Raw genomic sequence first — 25,137 nt, forward strand, 5'->3', positions numbered from 1 at the left:
TCCCTGCCCCTCACCCCTCACGAGGATTGCCCGCCATGCGAACCCGACCCTTCGTCGCCGCCCTCGCCCTCGCCGGTGCGGCCGTGCTGCCCGCCGCCGTGCCGGTCGCCGCCCACGGCGACACCGTCCACCTGGACGTCTCCGGCCAGCGGAACGGCCGCGTCAGCACCGTCGCCACCTGGGAGAACGACCACGACCCGGTCACCGGGGAGTTCACCGGCACGCTGGCCGCGACGGCCACCGACGGTCGCACGGTCGGCCCCTGGCGCCTGGTCGCCGTCCCGGGCGAGCCGGGGACGTACACCACCCGGGAGATCCTCCCGGCCGGGCACTGGCGGGTGAGCGTCGACTGCGCGTTTCCCTCGCCGGGGCACGGCGAGGGTGAACTCGACGTCGAGGCCGCGGTGATCGGCGACCCTCCGCTGCCGGGGGCGACGGGCGCGACGACCGGCGCCCCGGCCCCGATACCCGCGCCCACACCCACTCCCGCGCCCACACCCACTCCCGCGCCCACACCCACTCCCGCGCCCACACCCACTCCCACACCCACCGCCCCGACCGCCCCGCCGGCCGCCGACAGCGCCGCCCGGGCCCGCTCCGCCGCCCGCGACACCCCCTCCGACACCACGCCCGACGCCGCCACCTGGGCCGCGATCGGCACCGCCGTCGCGGCCGTCGTGCTGGTCGCCACCGGCTTCTGGCTCCGCCGCCGCCCCCACCGCTGAGCCCACCGCTGAGCCCGGCGGCGGAACCATCGAGCGCGAACCACCGTCCCAAAGGTCACCGGGCGCCACCGGGCGCCCGGCCGACCGCAAGGGAGCGTCCGCGCATGAAGAAGGTCCTGATCACCGGCGGCGCGGGATTCATCGGCAGTTCGGTGGTGTTCGCCCTCCTCGACCAGGGCATCACCCCGGTCATCCTGGACGACCTGTCCAAGGGCCGGGCCGAGTTCGTCGAGGGCAAGGTGTTCTACCAGGGCGACGTCGCCGATGTGGCCCTGCTCGACCGGATCTTCGCCGAGCACCCGGACATCGACGCCGCCGTGCACTGCGCGGCCAGGATCGTCGTCCCGGACTCGGTGGCCAGGCCGCTGTACTACTACCGGGAGAACGTCGGCAAGACCATCGAACTGCTCGACGCCCTCCAGCGCCACGGCTGCACCCGCGTCGTCTTCAGCAGCTCCGCCTCCATCTACGCGCCCACCCCGGACGCGCGGGTCGACGAGAGCAGCCCGGTCGAGGCCAACAGCCCCTACGCGCGCACCAAGCTGATGATGGAGCAGGTGCTCCAGGACTGGACCAGGGGGGAGGGCGCCGAGCGGCAGCGGGTCATCTCCCTGCGCTACTTCAACCCGATCGGCGCCGACCCGCGGCTGCGCAGCGGGCTCCAGGACCTCAATCCCACCCACGCCCTGGGCAAGTTGATCGAGGCGCACACCAACGGCACCCCGTTCACCGTCACCGGCGTCGACTGGGCGACCAGGGACGGCTCCGGCATCCGCGACTACGTCCACGTGCGGGACCTCGCCGAGGCGCACGTCGCGGCGCTGCTCCGCTTCGACGAGGTGATCGCCGAGGGCGCCGAGGACCGCTACCGGGTCATCAACGTCGGCACGGGCGACGGCACCACCGTCCGCGAGCTGATCGCCGCCTTCGAGCAGGCCGTCGGCGCGACGCTCGACGTCCGCGAGGCGGGCCCCCGGCCGGGCGACGTGATCGGCTGCTACGCGGCCGTCGACACCGCCCGCGAACTGCTCGGCTGGCAGCCGCGGCGGGGCATCGCCGAGGGCGTCGCCGACGCGCTGGCCTGGCGCGCGCAGTGGGCCGCCCGCCTCGACGCCAGCTGATACCCAGCGCGGTCTCCCCGGGCCCGGGGAGACCGCGCTACTGGACGGCCGTGCCGGACTTGGCCCAGTTGTCGTGCAGCCGGTCGAGGTAGGACTGCGCCTGGGAGCCCACCTTGACCCCCCGGGCGAAGGCCAGCATGTTGCCCGCGCCGGCGTTGTAGCCGAGGGCGAGGAGCTCGTCGTGGTTCAGCGGCGCGCTCGGCCGTGCCGGGAGCTGCCCGGCCAGGTCGTGCAGGTGCCAGGCGGCCGCCTGGACGGCCAGGTCGCGGTCGTCCGGCAGCTCCTCCCACTGGCGGTCGGCGAAGGGGCGGCCGGGTTTGGTGTCGTCGAAGGCGGCGCGGTGCATGTTGGCGATGCCGAACGAGGCTTCGGGCTTGCCGCGCTGCCAGGCCCGTTCGAGCTCCGGGTCGTGCGGCTTGTACGACTCGTTGTAGAGGATCGCCATCAGCAGCTGCGGGTTGACCCCGGCCTCGGCGGCGTACCGGCGTACCGGGGCCGCGTAGTCGGCGGGGTCGTAGCGGCCGGACGGCTTCGACGGCTTCGACGGCGCGGTCGAGGCGGACGCGGACGGGGCGGACGCGGAAGGCCCGGCACCGTCCGGGGAGGGGGTCGCCGACGGGGAGGCGCCGGACGACGCCGTGGTGGGGTGGTCACCGCCGTGGACGATGCCCCACCCGGCCGCGACGAGTACGCCGACGACCAGCCAGCGCCCCCAGCGCGACCCCTGTTGCCCCTCGCTCATCGCTGCCGACCCCTCCCCGGGTGCCCGTGCCCTTGTTCGACCGTCGTACTGCCGATCGTGCCGGCGACCGTGCCCGGTGGCAGGCTACTCGGCCGGCTTCTGCTCGCCGTCGAGGTTGCGCAGGAAGCCCTTGGCCTTCTCGACGCCGGTGTCGATCTGGCCGCTGTACTTGCCGTCCGTGCGGTCGTCGATCACGTCGCCGACCTTGTCCAGGCCCTGCCCGAGCACGCCGCTGTGCTCGCGGGCGAGGTCGGTGGCCTTGTCCGCGAGGTTCTTCAGACTCTCAAACATGGTGACGCTCTGCTCCTCTGACGCGTTCCTGATGGTGTGCCGACGTGGCGGGGGATCATGACCATCCTAACGACGGCCCACCAGGCGCTCGGCCGCTGCCGAAGGACGGCGGGTGACTTTGCTGGAATGGGTTTGTATGCTCCAGCCCAACTTCTACAGCCATGTAGAAGTTGGGAACCGCCACCAGGACGGAACGCGTCCCGGCACGCACAGCGGCGCGCACGCGCCGCGGCAGCCGAAACGAGCGAGGGAAGTGCGCATGGCCGGCCAGCGGGCGAGAACGCCGTACCAGGACGCGGGACCGCGCACCGAGGACCCCGCCCTGCCCGCGCAGCGCTCGCGCGCGGCCGCCCCGGCGGAGCCCGCCGCCCGCCCGCCACGGCCCGCGGCCTCCCGCCGCCGGCCGCAGGCCCGCCGGGGCGGCCGGCTGCCGGTGCTGCTCACCGCCGTCGGCCTGCCCGTCCTCGGCGGTGTCGCGGACGAACTCGGCGGCCCCGGGGTCGGCGTGCTCTTCGCGGTCGGTGCGGTCGGCGGGACGGGTGCCGCGGCGGCGCTGTGCAGCCGGGCCGGCCGCTGGTGGGTCGTCACCGCGGCCCCGCTCGTGGTGCTGCTCGGCGCCGCCGGCATCGAGTACCTGGCGAACCGGGACGCGTACCAGGGCAAGCAGCTCGGCACCGGCGCGCTGCGGTGGGTGGTGGGGGCGTTCCCGGTGATGGCGGCGGCGGTGGGGGTCGCGCTGCTGGTCGTCGCGGTCCGCATCGCGCTCGACCGCCGACGGCTCCGCAGGGCGGGCACCCCGGCCGGAAGGAGCCGTCGTGGCTGAACGCGCCGCCCGCCTCCGCCCGCGCGGCCGCGCCCCGCGCCGCGGCCCCGCCCCGCTGACCGTCGCCGGGCGCACGCTCGCCTGCACCGTCTCCATCGCCGTCCTCGGCGCCAGCGGCTTCACCTGGTACGAGTACCGCAGCCTCGACGACGGCATGACCAAGTCCACCGCGCTGAGCGAGGCCAAGAAGAACGCCCCGCCCCACCTCGACAAGTCCGTCAACCTGCTGCTGATCGGCCTCGACAGCCGCAAGGACATGGACGGCAACGACCTGCCCAAGCAGTTCGTCGAGGACGAACTGCACGCCGGGTCGAGCGAGATCGGCGGCTACAACACCAACGCCCTGATCGTCCTGCACATCCCGGCCAACGGCGGCAAGGTCACCGCGCTGTCCGTCCCGCGCGACGACTACGTGCAGACCCTCGGCGCCGACGGCAAGATGCACAAGATCAAGGAGGCCTACGGCATCGCCAAGGTGGCCGCCGAGCAGAAACTCGCCGGCAAGGGGCTCTCCAAGGCCGACCTGGAACGGCAGAGCCGCGAAGCCGGACGCTCCGCCACCATCCAGACCGTGCAGGGCTTCCTCGACGTCCCGATCGACCACTTCGCCGAGGTCAACCTGATCGGCTTCTACGACATCGCCAAGGCCGTCGAGCCGATCCAGGTCTGCCTCAACCACCCCGTCGACGATCCGATCACCGCCCGCACCGCCGCCCACGAGGGCGGCGGCACCGGCCTCAAGCTCCCCGCCGGCATCAGCTCCCTCAACGCCGCCCAGGCCCTCTCCTTCGTCCGCCAGCGCCACCACCTCGCCAACGGCGACCTCGACCGCACCCACCGGCAGCAGGCGTTCATCTCCTCCGTCGAGTACCGGCTCAAGCAGCAGGGCATCCTCAACGACTTCGGGCAGATGCAGAAGCTGTTCGGAGTGGTGAAGAAGGACGTCGTCATCGACAACGAGTGGAACATCCTCGACTTCGCCCAGCAGGCGCCCAACCTCACCGGCGGGAACGTCGAGTTCAACACCCTGCCGATCACCGGGTTCAAGACCGTCGGCGGCCAGGAGGTCAACACCGTCAACCCGGAGCTGATCAAGAAGATCGTCCGGCAGCTGTTCAACCGCGAGCCGGCCCCCGTCCAGGCCGTCCCCGCACCCACCGAGACGGCCGCCGAGACCGCCACCCCCTCGCCGTCCGCCGCCTCCCCGACCGCGACCAGGGCCGTCGTGGACGTCAACGCCGTCGCGGGCGCCGGCACGGCCGCCACCGAGTCCAAGGCCCTCACCGAACTCGGCTACCAGCCGGGGAGGATCGGCGACGCCGCCGCCAGGACCAGGGCCACCACCGTCGCCTACGGCAGCGGCGCCAAGGCCGACGCCCAGCAGCTCGCCACCCGCTACGGCGTCACCGCCACCGCGGCCGCCGTCGTCGCCCCCGGCCACATCGTCGTCACCCTCGCCGTCACCCGCACCCCCAGCCCCTCCGCCGCCGCCACCACCGGGCCGGGCGACGCGGCCACCGACCCCGCCGCCGGCCTCCCCATGCAGGGCCCGGCCGTCAAGGCCGGCGGCATCCCCTGCGTGGACTGACGGGGGCGGCGGGCGCCGCGCGGCCGCACCCACGAGGCGGTGGGCGAACCGGCCCGGCGGCCGAACCGGCCGTCACGGGAGGGGAGTCCGGCCCCGGGCGCGCTGGACGAGCAGGCCGACCAGCCACAGCAGGACCGCCGTGGCGCCCACCGCGGCCAGCACGTAGGTCGCGGGCATGTCGTCGTTGGGGTAGTGGTCGCCGGCCACGCGCACGGTGGCCGGGTCGTCCGCCGCCGCCTCCAGGGGGACGGTCATCCCGACGTGCGGCTTCTCGACCCGTTTGAGGCCGAGCGCCGACGTGCGGTAGTCGCGATCCCCCACCCGGTAGGTGACGGTGTAGAGCCAGCCGCCCTTGCGCAGGGCCGCGGCGCTGACCGTCCCGTCGACCCGCAGCGGCGCGGCGTCTATCCGGCTCGCGGCCCGCCACTGCGCGGACGCGGCGAACAGGCTCCAGCAGAGCACCAGCAGCGAGACCACCGCGCCCGCCAACGGAAGGGACCACACCCGGCGTAACACTGCCTTCATGGCCCGGACGATACCCGCCCCGTGACGGGCCGTCGGTGGCCGGGGCGCCGCCCCCTTCGAGAACGACACGGCGGTGGACTTCGCCGACGGCCTGGTGCGGGCGCCGCCGGATCAGGGGGAGGAGCCGTTCCGAGGCTTCGTCAATTCTGCTTCCTGGCAAGCCAGTAGAGCAGTGCGGCCAGACTGGTGGCCGCGCCGAGGAGGCAGACGGCCGTCCAGCCCCAGTGCTCGTAGACGAGGGTGGAGCCGATCGCGCCCGCCGCGCAGCCGGCGGAGTAGAGGAGCATGTACCCGGCGGTGAGCCGGCTCTGCGCCTCGGGGCGGACCTGGTACAGCAGGTGCTGGTTGACCACGTGCACGGACTGAAGGCCGTAGTCGATCACCACCATGGCGAGCACCAGCCACCACACCGAGTGCGGCAGCAGGGCCGCCGGGATCCAGGCGGCGAGCATGGCCAACAGGCCGATGCCGGCGGTGCGTTCGGCCCGGCCGCGGTCGGCCTGCCGGCCCGCGCGGCCGGCACCCAGGGCTCCGGCGGCGCCGGCCAGGCCGAACAGCCCGATCTGGGTGTGGCTGAGACTGAACGGCGGGGCGGCGAGCGGGAGCACCATCGGGGTGAGCAGGACGGTGATGGAGGTGAAGGTGAGCAGCGCGAGGACCGCCCGGGCGCGGAGCACGGGCTCCTCGGCGAAGAGGGTGAACACCGAGCCGATCAGCCGGGGGTAGCTGATCCGTGCGGTCTGCCTGGTCTGCGAGGTCTGCGAGGTCTGCGAGGTCTGCGAGGTCGGTGCCGACGGGCGGTGACGTTCGGCCGGGAGGACGACCGCGACGGCGAGGGCCATCGCGCCGGTGGCGACGGCGGACACCACGTAGACGGCGCGCCAGCCGGCCAGGTCGCCGATGGTGCCGGCGACGGTGCGGGCGAGCAGGATGCCGACCACGATGCCGCTGGTGACGGTACCGACCACCCGGCCCCGGTCGGCTGGCGCGGCGAGCGAGGCCGCGTACGCGACGACGACCTGGGCGACCACCGCGAGGACTCCGACGGCGGCCATCGCGGCGAGCATCAGCGGCGCGGAGGGGGCGAGCGCGACGGCGGCGAGGGCGAGCGCGACGGCGGCGAGGGCGAGCACGGAGAGCCCGAGCTGGGCGGTGGTGAGGGTGCGGCGGTTGACGTGGTCGCCGAGCGGGACGAGCAGCAGCAGGCCGAGCGCGTAGCCCGTCTGGGTGAGGGTGCCGACAAGCCCGATGGTGGCCGGGTCGATGCCGTAGTCCGCGGCGATGAGGTCGAGCAGGGGCTGTGAGTAGTAGACGTTGGCGACGGCGAGGCCGCAGGCGACGGAGAGGAGCCAGGCGGCGGCGGGTGGCAGGCCGCGTGGGGGCGCTTCGGCGGCGGTGGCGCGGGTGGGCGAGGTCATGGGCGGGACTTCCTGGTGGCGGGCGCGGCCAGACTGGTTTCAAAGTGCTACCGAGCCACCCTGGCATACTGTGGTTTCAATAAGCAACCACGCGACTCGCCGCTAGGCTGGGCGCCGACCGGTGGAAGGTGGGAGAAGTGCCGAAGCGCACCACGCACGAGGAGTCGACCTGCCCGGTCGCCCGCCCGCTCGACGTCGTCGGCGACGGCTGGACGCTGCTGATCGTCCGCGACGCCTTCGACGGGCTGCGCCGCTTCGGGCATTTCCAGAAGAACCTGGGCCTCGCCAGGAACATCCTCTCGGCCCGCCTCACCAACCTGGTCGCCAACGGGGTGTTCGAGCTCGCGCCGGCCGCCGACGGCAGCCCGTACCAGGAGTACGTGCTGACCGAGAAGGGGCGCGCCCTCTTCCCCGTGATCACCGCGCTGCGGCAGTGGGGCGACCAGTGGTTCTTCGCGGAGGGCGAGCCGCGCGCCCGGCTGGTGGAACGCGGGACGGGCGCGCCGATCGAGGCGATGGAGGTCCGCGCGGCCGGCGGCCGGGTGCTGGGGCCCGAGGACGCCGAGGTGCTGCTGCCCTGAGACGCGCCGCCGCCGCCACCGGCGGACGGGCGGCCGGTGGCGGCGGGTGGTGCGGGTGGTGTGGGGGAGTCGGGCGGATCAGCTGGGGGTGGCGCTCCCGGCCGTCGCGGTCTTCGGGGGTTCGGTGGCCGTCGCGGTGGTGCCGGGGGCCGTGCCGTTGGTGGTGCCGTTGGTGGTGTTCGTCGCGGTGGAACCGGTCGTGGTTGCCGGGGCCTTGGTGCTCGGCGTCTGGGTCGGGGTCTGGGTCGGCGTCTTGGTGGTGGACGAACCCGTGGACGACCCCGTCGAGGAGCCTGCGGACGACCCCGTGGACGAGCCGGTCGAGGACCCGGTCGAGGAGCCGGTGGACGCGGACGAGGTGCCGGTCGTCCTGGTCGTCCCGGTCGGGGTGCCCGAGGAGGTGGACGACGTTGCCGAGGCGGAGCCCGTCCCGGTCGAGGCGCCCGAGGACGTCGCCCCGGACGAGGTCGAACCCGAGGTCGTCGCCGAGCCGGACCCGGAGGTGGCCTCGGAGGACGAGGCGGAGGTCGAGTGCGACGTCGAGGCCGTGCCCGCCGGCGTGGTGGGCGTCATCTTCCCCGGCGGCGGGACGCCCGGCGCCAGCGGCCCCTTGGGCGGTCCGACGTTCCGGTCGACCACGTCGATCCGCCCGGTCAGCCGGGAGAACCAGCCGCCCGTCTCGATGTTCACCAGGATGATCTCGGTCACCGGCTGCGGCGCGGGCACCACGACGACCAGCGTGGTCGGGTGGAAGCCGGCCCATGCCTTCCCGGTGTACTTGGCGTCGCTCACCAGCACCGGCGGCTTCAGCGGGTTGCCGCAGGAGCAGCGCACCCGGGGCACGCCCTGGGAGTCCACCAGGACGGCGGTGCCGGCCTGGAGCGCGGACTGGTACTCGGCGACGGCGCCGCTCTTGTAGTTGTGGTTGGTGACCCGGGTGTCCACCCGCAGGTAGGCCGAGGTCAGCGAGCGCAGGTAGGACGGGATCTCGGACTGCTGGACGCCCGCGGCGGAGGCCCAGGCGCGGCCGGAGTCCCCGCTGGAGACCATCCCGATCAGGCGCTCGGTGTCGCAGCTGGGCTTGGTCATCGTCCCGCCGTACAGCCCGGCGGAGCTGCCCTCGACGCTGTGGATCACCGCCGGGGAGGCGGCCGTGGACCGGCCGCCCGGCCCGGACTGCGGAGCCTGGGCAGACTGCGGCGCCGGCCCGGACTGCGGTGCCTGCCCGGACTGCGGCTCCTGGGCGGGGGCGGGGGCGCTCACCCCCTGGGTTTCCACCGATGGGGTGAACGGGTCCGGCCCCGGGTCGGCCGGGGCCTGGAGGGCCACCTCGTTGGCGGCCGGCAGGGTGTCGTGGTGACCGCCGCCCTGGCTGTTCACGATCAGTACGGTGGCCACCACGGCCACCGCCAGCGTGCCGGCGGCCAATGCGAGCCCCCGCCCGGAGCGCCACCACGGCGTGTGCGGCCCCCGACCGCCGCCGGAGGACGGCCCTGACGGACCGGACGGCCCTGACGGACCGGACGGCCCTGACGGACCAGATGGACCAGACGGCCCGGAAGGCCCGGAAGGCCCGGAAGCGCCGGATGACCCGGGCGGCGGCCCGAACTGGCCGCCGCCCGACGGGGGACCGGCCAGCGGGCCGGACGGGGGGCCGTGGGGCGGCTCGCTCGGCGGGCCGGACGGGGGCGGTTGGGAACTCATCGAGGCTCCGTTTCGCAGGCGGCCGGCGGATGCGCCGACCCGGGAAGCTCCTGCCACTGGCCTCCATTTCCCCCTGGCTCCCCACCCGCCGCAACAGCAGGTGCGGGAGCCGTCGCCGAGCGTGCCCGCCGGGTGTCGGCCACCCTGGAACGCGAAGCCCGACGCACCGAGGAGGCGCCATGCAGCAGCCCACCACCCGGGTCGCGGGCCCGCCCGGCGCCCTGCGCGGCTGGCTGGACGCGCTCGCCGTGGTGCTGGCCGGGTTCGCCGCCATGGCGGCGGTGGCCGCGCTCGGCCTCTGGCTGGCCGGCGCCGACGACCTCCCGGGGGGCGGCTTCCCGGCCGTGCTGGCCGGGGCGGTGGTACTGGCCGTCGGCGGCGCCATCCAACTCGACGGCGGAGCAGGGCAGTTCGCCGCAGTGGATGCCGGGATCAGTGCCATGCCGCTGTCCGTCTCGCTGGCCGGTGCGGTGGTGATGGCCGAGGTGTTCCTGCGTCAGCTGCGTTTTCGCGCGGTGGCCGGCGGCGGCGAACTGCTCGGCCGGATCGCCCGCACGGTGGTGCTCTGGCTGGTCGCCCTCGCGCTGCTCACCCTCGGCGCCCGGCACACCTTCGTCGTCCCGCTCGGCGGCGACCTGGCACAGACCATCGGCGGCGCGCTCGGGCTCACCCCGGAGGTCGGCTTCCACGCGGACGCCCCGAGCACGATCGGCATCGGGCTGGCCTGGCTGCTCGTCGTCCTCGCGGGCACCTTCGCGGTGTCCCGGCGGGCGCCGCTGCCGCGCGCCCTGCTGCCCTACCAACTGGCCGTCCGCCCAGCCGCGTTCGCGCTCTGGCTGGTCCTGCTGGCGTACCTGGTGATCGGGCTGGCGGCCGGGGTGCTGACCGCGATCGTGCACGGCAACGCCCGGCAGACCCTGGCCGTGCTGCTGCTCGCCCTGCCCGACCTGGTCTGGCTGGCCTTCGGCGTCGGGCTCGGCGCGCAGTGGCACGGGCGGCTCAGCGGCGCGCTCGGCCTGCCGGTGCCCAGGCCGCTCGCCGAGGTGCTGCGGGCGCCGGACGGGCAGCAGGCCACCATCAGCCTGGGCACCCTCGCCGACCAGGACGCGCGCAGTTGGTGGCTGCTGCCGCTGGCCGCCGTGCTGTTGCTCGCGGCCGGTTTCCTCGCCGCGTACCGCTCGCCGCGTACCGTCCGGCTCTGGCAGCACGCCGTCCGGTTCGCCCTGGCCAGCGCGGTGACGGTGCTGCTGGTCGGGCTCTGGACCAGGGCGGACGCCGACTACGGGCTGTCGGCGCTCGGCGTCGGCCTCGGCCAGGGCGGCCTCGGCGACCTGATCGGCTCGCTCCTCGGCGGCGCCAACCCGCTGGCCGGCTTCGGCAGCGGCAGCCTCACCCTGCGCCCGGTGCTGTGGACGGCCGTCCCGCTGGCGGCGGGCTGGGGCCTGCTGGCCGGCGCGCTGGGCGCCCTGCTGGCCGCCCGCACCGGCCGCCGGGGCGAGGTCTCCAGCGGGGACGTCCCCGGTGGCGACGTCCCCGGTGGTGAGGTCCCAGGTGGCGAGGTGCCCGGGGCGGGGTGACGGCTGCCGGGCGGCGCGCGCTCAGAACGCCTCGGCGATGAGGATCGCCGCCGCCGGCAGCGCCTGGGCGAGGGCGCCGCGCCAGACCTTCGGCTCCGAGGCGAAGAGGGTGATCCCGCCGGCGGCCATGAACGCGGCGACGTAGCTGATCACGGCGCGGCCGGAGGCGGCGTGCCCGGTGTGCAGCAGGACCAGTCCGGCGACCAGGCCGAGCGCCAGGAACAGGTTGTAGAAGCCGACGTTGAAGCGCCACAGCCGGACCTCCGGCGCGTCCGCCGTGCTGCCGGTGAGCAGGAAGCGCACCCGCGGGTGGCCGTACAGGAAGCTCTCCAGCGGCCACGCGAGGAGGTGGACCGCGGCGGCGATCACGGCGAAGACCTGGCTCACGGCGTTCATGGCGGTCGGCTTCCTGAGGGGTCGGTTTCCTGGCGGGTCGGTTTCCTGGGGGGCGGTGGACGGTACGGCGCTCACCACGGCGGCGGGTGGACGACCGGGGCGGCCCACGCGGGCGGCTCGGGCACGACGGCCGCCGCGGCGAGCCCGGGGACGACCGCCTGGACGACCTGGGTCGGCGGCCCGTTCCCGCTCCCGCTCCACGCTCTCGGCGCGGCGCCGAGGCCGGGCACGACGGCGGTGGCCGCGCGCAGCTCGGCGACGAACTGCAGGCAGCTGGCGTAGCGGTCCTGGGGGGCCTTGGCGAGCGCCCGGGCCACCGCCGCCCCGACGGCGGCGGGCAGGTCGGGGCGGTGGTCGCGCAACGCGGGCGGCGGGTCGTTGAGGTGCGCCCAGAGCAGCGCCACGTCGCTCTCCCGGCGGAACGGCGGGGCGCCCGCGAGCATCTCGAAGACCACGCAGCCGAGGCCGTACTGGTCGCAGCGCCCGTCCAGCGGCTTGCCGGAGATCTGCTCGGGCGCGGCGTAGTCCAGCGTTCCGACGATCTGGCCGACGCTGGTCAGGCCGCTCAGCGAGAGGGACTTCTTGGTGAGGCCGAAGTCCGCCAGGTACAGGTGCTCGGGGTGCTCGCTGTCCGTCCCGGCGGCGACCAGCACGTTGCCGGGCTTGACGTCCCGGTGGACCAGGTCGTGGTCGTGCGCGGCGTCGAGCGCGGAGGCGATCTGCAGGGCCAGCTGGGCGGTCCGCTCGGCCGAGAAGGGGCCGCCCCGGTTCATCAGCCCGCGCAGGTCGCCGCCCTCGACGTAGCGCATCGCGATGAACAGGATGCCGTCGTGCTCGCCGGCCTCGAACACCGGGATGATGTGCGGGTGGTCGATCGCGGCGGCGGCCTCGGACTCGTGCATGAAGCGCTGCCGGAACACCTCGTTGCGGGCCAGTTCGGGGGCGAGCAGTTTGACCGCGACGGTCCGGCCGAGCCTCAGGTCCTTGGCCCGGTACACCACGGCCATGCCGCCGCGGCCGATCTCGCGCTCCAGCCGGTAGCCGGCGATCCGGCGCCCGACCATGCCGGCCGGCAGGCCGGGTGCGGACGGCCGGTCGGGGTGGTCGAGCTGGTCGGGATCGTCGGCACGGCCGGGGTGGTCGGACTTATCGGCATGGCCAGGGTGGTCTTCGGGCACCCGTTCGGCCGGGGTCACGGCGCGCCCGGCCGGGTGGGGGCGTACGGAGCGGGCGCGGGCCCCGGCGGGACGGCGGGGGCGGGCGACGGCGTGGGGGACGGCGTGGGCGACGACCCGGGCACCGGCCGGTCGGTGGCCGCGTACGTCTGGAGCTGGAGCCCGTCGCAGTAGCACCAGCGGTCGCGCACCGGGTCGAACACCCAGAGCGCCTCGGCGTCCACGACCAGGCCGATCCGCAGGCCACGGGTCCGCTCCCGGAAGGCCTCCAGGTCCAGGGCGCCCGCCGCGAGGTCCTCCAGCAGGGCCCGGTAGCGGGCCACCGCGGCCTCGGCCTCCACGAGCGCCGGGCGCGGGTCCGCCGTCCGGGCGGGCGGGCCCCCGGCGGTGGGCGGCGGCTCCGGGAGGGCGACCAGCAGCCGGCCGTCGACCCAGGCCGTCCAACCGTTGGAGCAGAGGATCTGCGCCCAGTCGCCCTGCCGGGCGACCACCCGCACCGGCAGCAGCGCGTCCAGCCGGGTGGCGGGCCGGGCCGGGTCCGGGGCCGCCCAGGTGGCCATCCCGGCCGGCGGGGCGACGTGGGTGGGGCGGAACGCGAACTCGTCCATGGGCGGCTACATTTCCTCCGCCGCGCGAGCCCGCGGCTGCGCGCGGTCATAGCGATGGGACTCGCACCACAGGTCGCTTCCCACTGTACCGGCGGTGGTCGGCCGGGGCCCGGGGTCGCCCTTCGAGGCTCAGCGCCGCATGATCGCGGGCTCGTGCCGCCGCAGCAGGGCCAGCACCAGCAGCCCGTACGCGACCGCGAGGCCGGGCAGCACCGCGATGTCGAACAGCCAGCCGGCGCGCTCGTGGCGGAACATCGGGTCGGCGGTGATCGCGGTCGGGAAGATGCCGTGCAGCTCGACGGTGCGGGCCATCGCGGCCATGCCCCAACGGGACGGGATCAGCCAGGCGAACTGCTCCAGCCCGGGCACGCCGTGCAGCTTGAGCATCAGGCCGCTGAAGACGATCTGCACCACCGAGAGGAGCACCAGCAGCGGCATGGTGGCCTCCTCCTTGTCCACGATCGCCGAGACCACCAGGCCGAGCATCATCGCCGAGAACGCCAGCAGCGCGACCGCGATGATCAGTTCGGGCAGCTGCGGCATCACCACCCCGGTCGGCACCGCCCAGGAGAGGTCCACCCCGGCCAGGCCGACCACGGTCAGCACGGCGGCCTGGGCGACCGTGACCGTGCCGAGCACCACCACCTTGGAGACCAGGTACGCCGATCTGGACAGTCCGACCACGCGCTCGCGGCGGTAGATCGCCCGCTCCTTGACCACCTCGCGCACCGAGTTGGCGGCGCCGGTCAGCAGGCCGCCGATGCACAGCGTGAGCAGGCAGTTCACGGCGTTGTCGGGGGTGAGCCGGGAGCCGGCCATCACCCGGCACATCAGGCCGATCACGAAGGGCAGCACCACCATGATGGTCAGGAACAGCCGGTCGGCGGCGAGCACCGCGGTGTACCGGCGCACCAGGGTGCCCAGCTGGGAGAACCAGCCCTGCGGCTTCTCCCAGCCGATCGGGTCCCGCCCGGCCGCCGGTGCCTGCGCCGGCCCCGCCGCCTCCGGCGCTCCCGATGCCGCGGCCGGCGCTCCCGGCACGGCGGCCGGCGTCAGGGACACCGCCTCGGCGGCGACGTACCGCTCGTACTGCGGGGAGCTGCGGAAACGGCGCTGCCAGGCCTCGTGGTCCTCGCTCTCGAAGGCCTCGAAGGCCTCCGGCCACTCCGCGAAGCCGAAGAACGCCAGCGCCTCGCCCGGCGGGCCGTAGTAGGCCGTCCGGCCGCCGGGGGCGAGCACCAGCAGGCGGTCGCACACGTTCAGGCTCAGCACGCTGTGCGTCACCACGACCACCGTCCGGCCGTCGTCGGCCAGCCCGCGCAGCATGTGCATCACCGAGCGCTCCATGCCCGGGTCCAGACCGGAGGTCGGCTCGTCGAGGAACAGCAGCGAGGGCTTGGTGAGCAGCTCCAACGCGACGCTGACCCGCTTGCGCTGGCCGCCGGAGAGGCTGCCGATCACCTGGTCGGCCCGGCCGGCCAGGCCCAGCTCGTGGACCACCTCGACGACCCGGGCCTCCCGCTCGTGCTTCGCGGTGTCGCCGGGGAAGCGCAGTTCGGCGGCGTAGCCGAGCGCGCGGCGGACGGTGAGCTGGGTGTGCAGGATGTCGTCCTGCGGCACCAGGCCGATCCGGCGGCGCAGTTCGGCGTAGTCGCGGTAGAGGTCGCGCCCGTCGTACAGCACGGTGCCCTCGTCGGCGGGGCGCAGCCCGGTCAGGGCGTTGAGCAGGGTGGACTTGCCGGCGCCGCTCGGGCCGGCCACCGCCAGCAGGGCCTTCTCGGCGAGCGGGAAGCTCACGTCGTCCAGCAGCACCCGGTGGTCGGAGCCGACCCGGACCACCAGGTGCCGTACGTCCAGGGAGATCTCGCCGGTGTCGGTGTACTCGACCAGGTGGTCGTCGGAGAGGCAGAGCGCGGAGTGGCCGATGCCGACGATGTCGGCCGGGCCGACCGGCGCCCGCTGCACCGGGCGGCCGTTGTGGTAGGTGCCGTTGTGGCTGTCCAGGTCGACGATCTCGTAGCCGCCGCCGGGCAGTTCGCGCAGTTCGGCGTGGTGGCGGGAGACCACCAGGTCGTCCAGGACCAGGTCGTTGTCGTGCGAGCGGCCGATCCGGACCGTGCGGCCGGGCAGCTGGAGCACCGAGCTGGGGCTGCGGAAGGTGCCGGAGGCCTGCGGGGCGAGCAGGGAGGGCCGCTCGCCGGGGTCGGGGCGGGGCAGGCCGGCGAAGGTCGCGGACGGGCCGTCGGCCGGGTCGCCGAAGCGCAGCCGGGTGCCGGGGCCGATGTCCTCGCGGTCGACCCGGTGGCCCTGGTCGTAGGTGCCGTTGGTGCTGCCGACGTCCTCCAGCAGCCAGTGCCCGTCGGTGGCCCGCAGCACGGCGTGGTGCCAGGAGACCCGGGGGTCGTCCAGGACGATCTCGCTGGTCGGGTCGCGGCCGAGGTGGTAGGCCAGGGCCGGGTCGATCAGCAGCGACCCGGTGTCGGTGACCAGGACGAGGGGCGGCGCGGTGGGTGCGCCCGGGCGCTCTCCCATGCTGGGCATTCTATCGCCGCAGCAGTCCAGCGGCCTTTCCGGATCCCGGGATTGGACTGGACCACTGTGACGGCGCGGCACTATCGTTCGGCGTGCCCGCACGCCACCCGCAGAACAACCGGGGACGGAACGCATGAACAGTTGGCCGGTGTTGCGAAGATCCCGGACTGTCAGGGCCGGCCGCGCCCCCGGAACGGTGCTGCACTGCGGCCTGATGGACACCATGCTGGCGGACCTCGCCGTCTCGGTCGTGCTCTACTTCGACCAGGCGCTGGACGAGGACCGGCTGGCCGCCGGACTGGCCCGCGCACTGGACCGGGTGCCGGTGTTCGCCGGGCGGCTGCGCACCGGCGGGGGAGGCGCCCTCGAAGCGGTCTGCGACGACTCCGGCGTCCCGCTGGACGTCTACACCGTGGCCGGCACGCTCGCCGAGGCGATGGGCCGGGTGACGGCCGCCGGCTCCGAACTGGTCGATCCGGTGGACGCCCCGGCCGCGCGCGGCGGCGGCGTCCCGCTGCTCACCGTCCGGGTCACCCGCACCGGCGACGGCGGGACGGTGCTGGGATGCTCCTGGCACCACGCGATCGGCGATCTGCACAGCTTCATGCTGCTGCTGCGGATCTGGTCGGCGGCGGTCGAGGACGAGGAGCTGCCGGAGGCCGAACTGGTCGAGGACCAGGACGAGTTGCTGGACCGGGTGCTCCCGGCCGAGGACTGCGGACGGCCCGGCTTCCGGGTGCCCTCGACGGCGCAGGCGCAGCTGCTGGCCCGCGAGGTGGCGGTCGGTCCGCGGGCCAATCGGACCGTCCAGATCTACTTCGGGGACGCCGAAGTCGAGCGGATGCGCGCGGAGTTCAGTGCGACGGCCGGCCGGCGGCTCTCCTCCGGTGACGTGCTCTGCGCCCATGTCGTCAGCACCATACGGGAGTTGGACGGCGACGGGGCGGAGCGCTGGCTGACCGTACCGGTCAACGCCCGGCGCTGGCTCGGACTCTCACCCGCCCTGGTGGGCAACCTGCTGGGCGACGTCCACGTGTCGCACCGGCCCGAGGACGGCCCGGCGGTGCTCGCGGGCGCGCTGCGGGCGGCGGTCGAGGAGTTCCCGGCCGCCCACCTCAACCTGCGTTCCAACCTGGGCTTCCTGGCCTCGCTCGGCCGCTCCCGGCTGCGGGACTGCGTGCCGCTGGGCTTCGACCCGCAGGAGCGCCGGTTCAGCTTCTCGAACTGGAGCCGGTTCGGGGCCTATCGGGTGAGCTTCCAGGGGCACCGGCCGGTGTTCTTCAGCCCGGCCGCCAACTACCCTCTTCCCTGGGTGAGTTGGACGGTCGAGGGGTTCGGCGGCGCCGGCTACCTGACCACCGTGGTGCTGCCGGCCCGGCTCGCCGCCCGGGTGCGGGGGGCGGAGGGCCGGGCCGCGCTGCACCGCTTCCGGACGGCGGCGGACGAACTGCCCGTGTCGGCCGCCGCCGTCCCGAAGGTGGTCTGAGCCGCACCGCGTAGTGCGAGGCACGACGCGCGGGGTGAGCCGCGCCCCGGCCGCGCTACACGAAGGCGGCCTCGATCGCCGTCCACAGCTGCACCCGGGCGCGCAGCGCGGTGCGGACGGTCTCGGCGCACTCGTCCCACTTGGCCTGGTCGTCGCCGCACAGGTCGATCAGCATCTGCATCGCCATCGGGGTGTGCTGCTCGCCGTCCACCTCGATGTGCCGGGCCAGGTAGTCCTTGAAGACGGTGAGCACGCCGTCCGGGTCGTCGATGCCGACCACCTGGGCGAACATGTCCGGGATCAGGTCCTCGCGGCCGAAGGCGAAGGCGGCGGCCCGGCAGTGCACCGGCGCGTTCTCGATGATCGACCAGGTGGTGCCGGTGAAGTCGACGGCGGCCTGCGGCACCGCGGCGGCCTTCAGCGCCTCCGGGACGGCGGTGCCGGTGCCCAGCAGCCCCAGGAACTCCTCCACCGGGCCCGGGTCGGCGCCGGCCTGCCGCATGCCCTCGACGTACAGCTCGAAGTGGCTGGTGTAGCCCTCCCCGAGTTCGTCGCTCTCCTCGACCAGCACGATCTCGTTGATCAGCCGGCGGCTGGCGGTCGGCCCGCTCGGGACCCACGGGACCTCGACGCTGGTGAGGTCGCGCTGCAGGCTCTTCAGCAGCGACATGAAGTCCCAGACCGCGAAGACGTGGCTGTCCAGGAAGGTGCGGACGCGCCCGATGCTGGTCAGCCCGCCGTACACGCCGTGGCCGACCACCTCGCGGCGCAGCGGGTCGATGGCCTGCTGGAGGCTGGTCAGGCCGGGGTGCGAACGGTCCCAGTGGTAGCGGTTGGTGGACAAGGCGGCTCCTTCTGCTCGGGGGTCTCGGGGGTCTCAGGGGTGCTTGAGGACGGCGTGCAGGGCGTGGCGCAGTTGCTCGCGGCCGGGCTGCAGGGCGCGGTCGAGGGCGGGGGCGAACGGCAGGACGGTGCCGTCGGGGCGGGTGACCCGGCGGGGCGGGGCGATCAGGCGCATCTCCTCGGAGGCGGTGGCCAGCACCTCCGCGGCGAAGCCGCAGCTGCGGTTGGAGTCGTCGAAGACGACCAGCCGGCCGGTGCGTTCCAGCGAGGCGGCGAGCGCGGCCCAATCTAGGGGGTACAGCGTGCGGGGGTCGAGGACTTCGACCGAGATGTCCTCGGCGACCTCGTCTGCCACGGCGAGCGCGTCGTGCACCAGGTGTCCGACGGCGACCACGGTGACGTCGGTGCCGGGGCGGTGGATCCGGGCCCGGCCGAGCGGGATCGGCGCGAGGTCCCAGGTGACGGTCTCGCGCACCGGGAGGGCGGCGGCGGGCGCGAACACCACGACCGGGTCCGGGTCGCGGATCGCCGAGCGCAGCAGCCCGTAGGCGTCGGTCGGGGTGGCGGGCACCACGGTCTTCACCCCGGTGTGCGCGAACAGGCTGTACGGGTGGTCGGAGTGCTGCCCGGCCCAGCCGTCCCGGGAGCCCGATCCGGGCACCAGGCAGGTCAGCGGGACGCTCGCCTGCCCCCCGGTCATCAGCGAGAACTTGTGCGCCTGGTTGACGAGTTGCTCGAAGACCAGGAACAGCAGCGAGGGGATCTGGAACTCCAGCACCGGGCGCCGCCCGGCGAGCGCCGCGCCGATCGCCATGGCGGTGAAGGCCTGCTCGGACAGCGGGGTGTCGACGATCCGCTCGGGCCCGAAGCGGTCCAGCAGACCGAGCGTCGGGCCGGCCATCCCGGCGCCGATGTCCTCGCCGAAGACGCAGACCGCCGGGTCGGCGGCGAGTTCGTCGGCGATCGCCCGGTTGAGGGCCTTGGTGTACGAGAGCCTGGTCATGCCACCGCCCCGGCTCGGGGCCGCAGGCCGTCGGCGTACAGGTGGTCCGACGCGCCGGCCGGGTCGGGGTGTTCGGAGGCGAGAGCGAACTCCTCGGCGGCGGCGAGCTGGCGGGCCACCGCGTCGTCGAGTTCGGCGACGGCCGGCTGCTCCAGCTGGGCGGCGGCCCGGGGGAGCGGGTCGCGGGCGCGCCAGGCCTCGACCTCCTCGGGGGTGCGGTAGTGCAGTTTCATCCGGCGTTCCATGGTGTGGTGGCCCTCGTAGCGGTAGGTGCGGCATTCCAGGAAGCCGGGGCCGCCGCCGGACCGGGCCCGCTCCACCGCGCGCAGGGCGGCGGCGCGGACGGCCTCGGTGTCCATGCCGTCCACCTCCTCGGCGGGGATGCCGAAGGCGGCCGCCCGCCCGGTCGCGCTGCCCGCGACCGCGGTGGCGGCGGGCAGGGTGGTGGCGTAGCCGTTGTTCTCGCAGACGAACACCACCGGAAGCTGCCACATCGCGGCGAGGTTGAACGACTCCAGCAGCACGCCCTGGTTGAGCGCGCCGTCGCCGAAGAAGGCCACTGCCACCCGGCCGTCCCCGGCCTGCCGGGCGGCCCAGGCGGCGCCGACCGCGATCGGGGCGCCGGCGCCGACGATGCCGTTGGCGCCGAGGATGCCCAGCGAGAGGTCGGCGGCGTGCATCGAGCCGCCCCGGCCGCCGTTCAACCCGTCGACGCGGCCGGCGAGTTCGGCGAGCAGCCGGTGCGGTGCGGCGCCCCGGGCGAGTACGTGGCCGTGGCCGCGGTGGGTGCTGGTGAGCCGGTCGGCGGGGCCGAGCGCCGAGCAGACGCCGACCGCGACGGCCTCCTGCCCGATGTACGGGTGGATGCCGCCGGGGATCGCGCCGGCCTTCACCAGGCCGAGCGCCAGCTCCTCGAAGCCGCGGATCAGCCGCAGCATCCGGTAGCGCTCGGCCGGCGTGTCCAGCGGCGCGGTGCCGGGAGCAGCGGCACCGGGAACCGCGGCGTCGGGAGCCGCGGTGCCGGGGGGCACGGTCGCCGGGGGAGCCGTCACCGGGCCCCCCGCCAGATGGTCGGGCAGAACTGCGGGTCGGCGTAGTCGGGCCGGCCGTCGGCGGTACGGCGCACCAGCACGTCGTGGTTGTACACCACCGGGCCGCCGTCCGCCCGGGTGTGGTGGCGGTACTCGTTCGCGCCGTCCTGAAGGTGCAGCGAGACGGCCCGGCGCGGGAAGGAGGCCAGGTTGGGGCCGCTGCCGTGGTAGGTGCGGCAGTGGTGGAAGGACATGTGGCCGCGCGGGATGTGCATCGGGACGGTGCGCACCTGCTGCCCGTTGTGGGCGGCGTTGGCGGCCAGGATGTCGTCGAGTTCGGTGCGGTTGCGGTCGGCGAAGTGGCGGGTGGAGTCCTCGCCGGAGTCCAGCTCCCGCCAGCGGTGGCTGCCGTCCACCATGGTGATGGTGCCGTTCTCCTCGCGGCAGTCGTGGAACGGGATGAACGCGGTGAGCATCTCCTCCGAGGTGGAGGTCTGCCAGTAGTGCTTGTCGAAGTGCCAGGGCACCTGGTTGCTCGGCTCCCCGGGCACCGGCGGCTTGTAGATCAGGGTGGCCTGGAACACCCGGATCTCCTCGGCGCCGGCCAGCAGGGCGGCGACCGCGCCGATCAGCGGCTTGCGCAGGATCGCGCCGATGGCGTCGCTCTCGTAGTGCACGTAGTCGTTGTGCCGCTGGATCGGGCCCTGCGAGGGCTCCCAGGCGGCCAGGCGCGGCGGGCGGGCGGGCAGTTCGCGGTCGCGGTGGCCGCCGTAGTAGAGCTCGGTGGCGGCCTGGAGGGTGTCCAGTTCCTCGTCGCTGAACAGCTTCCGGGACAGGTACCAGCCGTGCTCGCGGTAGTGGGCCACCTCCTCGGGCGTGGGCAGCAGGGCGTGTTCGGCCTCGCTGAGGCGGAACTCGACGGCGGTGGTCATGGGGTGTGCCCCTTCTTGAGGTGTGGGCGGCGGTCAGACGGCGGCGTCGGAGCTCTGCCGCTCGACGGCCTCGTACAGGGCCTTGATGTTCGCGGTGCCGAAGGTGCCGGCGCCCTGGCGCTCGATCAGCTCCAGGAAGTACGTCCGCCGCGGGTGGGTGGAGCGGACGAAGATCTGGAACAGCTGGCCGCCGTGGTCCTGGTCGACGAGCACGTGCAGGTCGCGCAGGGTCTCCACCGGGATGGCCGTCTCGCCGAACCGCTCGGCCAGGGCGTCGAAGTAGGCGCCCGGGGTGCTCAGGAACTCCACGCCGTTGGCCCGGGCGGTCCGGACGGCAGTGGCGATGTCGCCGGTGCGGAAGGCCAGGTGCTGCACTCCGGCGCCGTCGTGGGAGGCCAGGAACTCGTCGATCTGGCCGGGCCGCCGGGTGGTGTCCGGCTCGATCAGGGTGAAGGTGACCTCGCCGGAGGCGCTCTGCACCACGCTGGAGTCCATGGCCTGCTGGCCGACCTCGATGTACTCGCCGAAGATCCGGTGGAAGCCGAGCGCGGCCTCGCAGAACCGTACGGCGTCGGCGAGTTCGCCGGCCGGGACGCAGATCGCGACGTGGTCCAGGGCGTCCAGCAGGCCCGGCTCGTCGGCGGGTTCGGCCGTGGGCAGCGGCACGAACCGCAGGGCGGTGTCGCCGAAGCCGGCGATCAGCCCGCCGGCCCGGTCCAGCACGCGGGCGCCGTGCCGCTCGGCGCGCTCCAGCGCGGCCTGCGGGTCGGTGCAGGCGAGGGCGAGGGCGGCGACGCCGTCCCCGTGCCGGGCGACGAAGCCGGCCACCGGGTGGTCGGGGTCGGCGGCGGAGGCCAGGTGCATCCGGATCGAGCCCTGGCGCAGCCGGATGGTGCGGGCGCCGTCCGGTGCGGTCGCCGGGGCGTCGGCGGTGAAGTCGAAGTCGGCGCAGAGCCCGGCCGCGGTCTTGTCGGCGTCCGCGCAGTGGAACTCGACGTGGGTGATGGACTGGATGGACAACGGGATCTCCCCCGGAGGGATGGAAGGGCGTGGATCGGCGCGCTACTTGGCGGCCCGGGTGGACGCCGGGCCGAGGATCAGGCTGAGGTTGTGGCCGCCGAAGGCGAAGGCGTTGCTCAGCGCGGCGCGCACCGGTGCGGACCGGGCCCCGCCCCGGATGTGGTCCAGGTCGCAGGCCGGGTCGGGGTCGGTCAGGTTGAGTGTCGGCGGCAGCGTCCCCCTCGCCACCGCCAGGGCGGTCACCACCGCCTCCAACGCGCCTGCGGCGCCGAGGAGATGGCCGGTGGCGCCCTTGGTGGAGCTGACCGCGGGCGGGTGCGCGCCGAAGACGGCATGCAGGGCGGCGGTCTCGGCCACGTCGCCGAGCTTGGTGCCGGTGCCGTGGGCGTTCACGTAGTCGATGTCGCCCGGTGCCAGGCCCGCGTTGGCGAGCGCGGAGCGCATCGCGTCGGCGGCGCCGGAGCCGTCGGGGCGGGGCATGGTCGGGTGGTGGGCGTCGGTGGAGGCGCCCCAGCCGATGACGTCCGCGTACCCGGCGGCGCCGCGGGCGTCGGCGTGGTCGGCACGTTCCAGGACGAGGACGGCGCTGCCCTCGCCGAGCACGAAGCCGTTGCGGCGGGTGTCGAAGGGCCTGCTGGCCTGCTCCGGATCGTCCCAACCCTGGGCGAGCGCACGGGCGTTGGTGAAGGCGGCGGCGATGGTCGGGTGCAGCGAGGACTCGGTGCCGCCGCACACCACCACGTCCGCGTCGCCGGAGCGGATCAGCCGCAGCCCCTCGGCGACGGCCTGGGCGCCGGCCGCGCAGGCCGTCACCACGGCCGAACTGTAGCCGCGGATCCCGTGTTTGATGGCGATCCGGGCGGTGGCCATGTTGGAGAGCATGCCCGGCAGCAGGTACGGGCTGACGCCGGGGCGGCCGCGTTCCAGCCGGCGGTGCGACTGCTGCTCGAAGGTCTCCAGTCCACCGCCGCCGGTGGCCAGCACCACGGCGGTGCGGTGCGGGTCGGCGTCCCGGCCGACGACCAGGCCGGCGTCGGCGAGCGCGTCGTCGGCGGCGGCCAGGGCGAGCAGCACGAATCGGTCCACGCAGCGGGTCTCGGTGGGCGGCAGCACCTCGCGGCCGTCCACGGCGGGGGCGATCCCGGCGGCGGGCAGCCAGCCGTGCGCGGCGTGGCCCTCGGGGACGGCGGTCAGTCCGGAGCGCCCGGCGTTGAGCGCGTCGAACACCTCGGCGGGCTTGCGGCCGAGCGGCGAGACCAGGCCGAGGCCGGTGACGACGGCGCCCTCGCGGCGGGTCATCGGGCACCGGCCGCGGCGTCGAGGTAGCGCTGGCGCAGCAGCACCTTGCGGACCTTGCCGGTGGGGCCGAGCGGGATGTCGTCCCCGGAGACGACCAGCACCTGGCGCACGGTCGCGGCGGCGGCCTCGTCCAGGGCGGCGATGACGTCCTTGGTCCGGTCGGCGGTCGGGTCGGCGTCGGCGGTGAGGATCAGCAGCACGTCGGTGACCACGCGCTCGCCGTCCCGCACGGCGACCACCGTGCAGTCCGCCACGTCCGGGCGGGCGGCCAGCACCCGCTCCTCCGACATGGCGGTGAACAGCCGCTTGCCGTCGCCGAGTTCGACCGAGTCGACGGCCCGGTCGACGTGGTAGTAGTAGCCCTCCTCGTCCCGGTACATCAGGTCGCCGGTGAGGAAGCGGCCGCGGATCCGGGTGCGGAAGGTGGTGGCCGAGTCGTTCCAGTAGCCGAGTGCCAGGGTCGGTGAGGAGGTGGCGAGTTCGCCGACCTCGCCGGGGCCGAGCGGCTCGCCGTCCGGGCCGACCACCTCGCAGTCGACGAAGGCGTGCGGGCGCCCGACGCAGCGCCCGTAGCGCTCGGTGCCGGGGCCGTGGGTGATGAAGAAGTGCGAGTGGCCCATCTCGGTGGAGCCCAGGCCGTCGACGAACAGCGAGCCCGGCGTCCGGGTGCGGCCCGCGCGGGTGACGGACTCCCGGCTGCCGACGGCGATCAGGCGGCGGATGTGCACCTCGTGCGCGCAGTCGCCGGTGTTCCACCACAGGGCGACGGTGGCGAGGTCCCGGGCGGCGAGGTCGTGGTGGGCGAGTTCGGCCCAGGTGGCGGCGAAGCCGATCACCCCGGTGGGCCGCCACTGCTCGATCGCGTCCAGCACCCCGGCGCCGGACTGCCGTGACAGCACGGCGAGTTCGGTGTGCGAGCTGAGCGCCAGGTTGAGCGCGATCAGGGTGGCGGCGTGCGGCGCGGGCAGTGCGCTGAGCATCCGGTCCTGGCCCTGCGGGCGGGGCAGCCGCAGCCGGTGGCGGATCGCCGCGTACAGGCTCGCGTGCGAGTGGACGACGGCCTTGGGCATTCCGGTGGTGCCGGAGGAGTGGGTGATCGCCACCGGGTCGCCGGACCAGTGCCGGTACGGCTCGGGGGCGGCATCCGGGTCGCCTGTGCCGAGGGTGGAGATCTCGGGCAGCAGCGGCGCGCCGGGGTCGTGGCCGGCCAGCGCGGCCAGGTGGGCCGGGTCGGCGAGGACGCCGACGGCGCCGAGGCGGGCGATGTAGCGGGCGGCCCGCTCGCCGTCCACGTTGGGGTTGAGCAGCGCGGGGATGGCGCCGAGCCGGGTCAGGGCGAGGAAGGCGAGCACGTGGTCGGCGGCGTCGCTGGCGAAGACCACCACCGGGTCGCGCCGGGTGATGCCGAGGGCGTGCAGGGCGGCGGCGCGGGCCCGGACGGCGCGGTCGAGCTCGCGCAGGGTGAGCGGCTGCCAGGCGGGGTGGTCGTCCACCGGGGTGTCGAAGGTCAGCAGCGGTTCGTCGAGGCCGAGGCCGAGTGCGAGCCGGGCGGTCAGGACGTTGCCGGCGCCCACGTCGGGGTCGTCCGCGATCAGGCTGCGGACACTGCGGATGGTCACGGGGTGGATCCCTCCCTCGGGGCCGGAGACGGCCCGGGCGGCTGATCGGTTGGCGTGGGTCGGACGGCCGCGCGGGCGGCGACGGGTGTCGGCGAGTG

At 74.6% G+C, this 25,137-nt stretch carries 23 protein-coding genes; 7 read left to right on the forward strand and 16 right to left on the reverse strand.

Annotated elements, in window-relative coordinates; translation table 11 throughout:
• Positions 1-35 precede the first annotated feature (35 nt).
• A complete protein-coding gene (locus tag ACFWPT_RS13770; protein ID WP_380481856.1) occupies positions 36-725 on the forward strand; it encodes a hypothetical protein in 690 nt (229 codons plus the stop codon).
• Between the two features lie 104 nt (positions 726-829).
• Positions 830-1,846, forward strand: a complete 1,017-nt coding sequence (galE, locus tag ACFWPT_RS13775) for a UDP-glucose 4-epimerase GalE (protein ID WP_380481858.1) — start codon at positions 830-832, stop codon at positions 1,844-1,846.
• 37 nt (positions 1,847-1,883) lie between these two features.
• Here galE and ACFWPT_RS13780 read toward each other — a convergent pair whose 3' ends face one another.
• The gene (locus tag ACFWPT_RS13780; protein ID WP_380381120.1) at positions 1,884-2,588 is read right to left on the reverse strand and encodes a lytic transglycosylase domain-containing protein; all 705 of its coding nucleotides are present in this window, start codon (positions 2,586-2,588) and stop codon (positions 1,884-1,886) included.
• An 84-nt stretch (positions 2,589-2,672) separates the two neighbouring features.
• Positions 2,673-2,879 (reverse strand): antitoxin, encoded by a 207-nt coding sequence (locus ACFWPT_RS13785; protein WP_063350645.1) that lies wholly within the window; start codon positions 2,877-2,879, stop codon positions 2,673-2,675.
• Positions 2,880-3,138: 259 nt separating this feature from the next.
• On the opposite strand from ACFWPT_RS13785, the gene ACFWPT_RS13790 reads away from it, so the two are divergent.
• Together ACFWPT_RS13790 and ACFWPT_RS13795 are read left to right on the forward strand one after the other, a co-directional pair.
• The gene (locus ACFWPT_RS13790; protein WP_380481860.1) at positions 3,139-3,702 is read left to right on the forward strand and encodes a DUF6542 domain-containing protein; all 564 of its coding nucleotides are present in this window, start codon (positions 3,139-3,141) and stop codon (positions 3,700-3,702) included.
• A complete protein-coding gene (locus tag ACFWPT_RS13795) occupies positions 3,695-5,290 on the forward strand; it encodes an LCP family protein (RefSeq protein WP_380481862.1) in 1,596 nt (531 codons plus the stop codon). The genes ACFWPT_RS13790 and ACFWPT_RS13795 overlap by 8 nt, the downstream gene beginning before the upstream one ends.
• 72 nt (positions 5,291-5,362) lie before the next feature.
• Here ACFWPT_RS13795 and ACFWPT_RS13800 read toward each other — a convergent pair whose 3' ends face one another.
• Positions 5,363-5,815, reverse strand: a complete 453-nt coding sequence (locus ACFWPT_RS13800) for a hypothetical protein (RefSeq protein WP_380481864.1) — start codon at positions 5,813-5,815, stop codon at positions 5,363-5,365.
• Between the two features lie 140 nt (positions 5,816-5,955).
• On the reverse strand, positions 5,956-7,233 hold the full coding sequence (locus ACFWPT_RS13805; RefSeq protein WP_380481866.1) for an MFS transporter: 1,278 nt from the start codon (positions 7,231-7,233) through the stop codon (positions 5,956-5,958).
• Between the two features lie 137 nt (positions 7,234-7,370).
• On the opposite strand from ACFWPT_RS13805, the gene ACFWPT_RS13810 reads away from it, so the two are divergent.
• A complete protein-coding gene (locus ACFWPT_RS13810) occupies positions 7,371-7,814 on the forward strand; it encodes a winged helix-turn-helix transcriptional regulator (protein WP_380377481.1) in 444 nt (147 codons plus the stop codon).
• A gap of 78 nt (positions 7,815-7,892) precedes the next feature.
• Here the strand turns inward: ACFWPT_RS13810 and ACFWPT_RS13815 are convergent, their stop codons facing one another.
• Positions 7,893-9,242, reverse strand: a complete 1,350-nt coding sequence (locus tag ACFWPT_RS13815) for a DUF6777 domain-containing protein (RefSeq protein WP_380481868.1) — start codon at positions 9,240-9,242, stop codon at positions 7,893-7,895.
• Positions 9,243-9,697: 455 nt separating this feature from the next.
• On the opposite strand from ACFWPT_RS13815, the gene ACFWPT_RS13820 reads away from it, so the two are divergent.
• On the forward strand, positions 9,698-11,095 hold the full coding sequence (locus ACFWPT_RS13820; protein ID WP_380481870.1) for a streptophobe family protein: 1,398 nt from the start codon (positions 9,698-9,700) through the stop codon (positions 11,093-11,095).
• A gap of 21 nt (positions 11,096-11,116) precedes the next feature.
• Here the strand turns inward: ACFWPT_RS13820 and ACFWPT_RS13825 are convergent, their stop codons facing one another.
• From ACFWPT_RS13825 to ACFWPT_RS13840, 4 genes are all read right to left on the reverse strand, one after another.
• The gene (locus ACFWPT_RS13825; protein WP_063350652.1) at positions 11,117-11,491 is read right to left on the reverse strand and encodes a DUF1304 family protein; all 375 of its coding nucleotides are present in this window, start codon (positions 11,489-11,491) and stop codon (positions 11,117-11,119) included.
• 71 nt (positions 11,492-11,562) lie between these two features.
• Positions 11,563-12,555 (reverse strand): serine/threonine-protein kinase, encoded by a 993-nt coding sequence (locus ACFWPT_RS13830; RefSeq protein WP_380481985.1) that lies wholly within the window; start codon positions 12,553-12,555, stop codon positions 11,563-11,565.
• Positions 12,556-12,683: 128 nt separating this feature from the next.
• The gene (locus tag ACFWPT_RS13835) at positions 12,684-13,274 is read right to left on the reverse strand and encodes a hypothetical protein (protein ID WP_380481872.1); all 591 of its coding nucleotides are present in this window, start codon (positions 13,272-13,274) and stop codon (positions 12,684-12,686) included.
• 129 nt (positions 13,275-13,403) lie between these two features.
• Positions 13,404-15,806, reverse strand: a complete 2,403-nt coding sequence (locus ACFWPT_RS13840) for an FHA domain-containing protein (protein WP_380481874.1) — start codon at positions 15,804-15,806, stop codon at positions 13,404-13,406.
• Between the two features lie 214 nt (positions 15,807-16,020).
• Here ACFWPT_RS13840 and ACFWPT_RS13845 point away from each other — a divergent pair, with 214 nt between their 5' ends.
• Positions 16,021-17,292 (forward strand): acyltransferase, encoded by a 1,272-nt coding sequence (locus ACFWPT_RS13845; RefSeq protein ID WP_380481876.1) that lies wholly within the window; start codon positions 16,021-16,023, stop codon positions 17,290-17,292.
• Positions 17,293-17,347: 55 nt separating this feature from the next.
• Here ACFWPT_RS13845 and ACFWPT_RS13850 read toward each other — a convergent pair whose 3' ends face one another.
• Genes ACFWPT_RS13850 through ACFWPT_RS13880 form a run of 7 tightly spaced genes read right to left on the reverse strand, consistent with a single transcriptional unit; the run spans position 17,348 to position 25,039 of the window.
• Positions 17,348-18,136, reverse strand: a complete 789-nt coding sequence (locus tag ACFWPT_RS13850; protein ID WP_380481878.1) for a DUF3050 domain-containing protein — start codon at positions 18,134-18,136, stop codon at positions 17,348-17,350.
• Between the two features lie 33 nt (positions 18,137-18,169).
• Positions 18,170-19,138, reverse strand: a complete 969-nt coding sequence (locus ACFWPT_RS13855) for an alpha-ketoacid dehydrogenase subunit beta (protein WP_380481880.1) — start codon at positions 19,136-19,138, stop codon at positions 18,170-18,172.
• On the reverse strand, positions 19,135-20,190 hold the full coding sequence (locus tag ACFWPT_RS13860) for a thiamine pyrophosphate-dependent dehydrogenase E1 component subunit alpha (protein ID WP_380481882.1): 1,056 nt from the start codon (positions 20,188-20,190) through the stop codon (positions 19,135-19,137). Before ACFWPT_RS13860 ends, ACFWPT_RS13855 begins: the two co-directional genes overlap by 4 nt.
• Positions 20,187-21,101 (reverse strand): phytanoyl-CoA dioxygenase family protein, encoded by a 915-nt coding sequence (locus tag ACFWPT_RS13865; RefSeq protein WP_380481884.1) that lies wholly within the window; start codon positions 21,099-21,101, stop codon positions 20,187-20,189. The genes ACFWPT_RS13860 and ACFWPT_RS13865 overlap by 4 nt, the downstream gene beginning before the upstream one ends.
• A gap of 33 nt (positions 21,102-21,134) precedes the next feature.
• Positions 21,135-22,121, reverse strand: coding sequence for a 4-hydroxyphenylpyruvate dioxygenase (gene hppD, locus ACFWPT_RS13870; protein ID WP_380377462.1), 987 nt, complete (start codon positions 22,119-22,121; stop codon positions 21,135-21,137).
• A 42-nt stretch (positions 22,122-22,163) separates the two neighbouring features.
• On the reverse strand, positions 22,164-23,420 hold the full coding sequence (locus ACFWPT_RS13875) for a beta-ketoacyl-[acyl-carrier-protein] synthase family protein (RefSeq protein ID WP_380424651.1): 1,257 nt from the start codon (positions 23,418-23,420) through the stop codon (positions 22,164-22,166).
• The gene (locus tag ACFWPT_RS13880) at positions 23,417-25,039 is read right to left on the reverse strand and encodes a class I adenylate-forming enzyme family protein (protein ID WP_380481887.1); all 1,623 of its coding nucleotides are present in this window, start codon (positions 25,037-25,039) and stop codon (positions 23,417-23,419) included. Before ACFWPT_RS13880 ends, ACFWPT_RS13875 begins: the two co-directional genes overlap by 4 nt.
• Positions 25,040-25,137: the final 98 nt, after the last annotated feature.

The sequence above is a fragment of the Kitasatospora sp. NPDC058478 genome, from assembly GCF_042720345.1.
In the GTDB taxonomy this organism is placed as follows: domain Bacteria; phylum Actinomycetota; class Actinomycetes; order Streptomycetales; family Streptomycetaceae; genus Kitasatospora.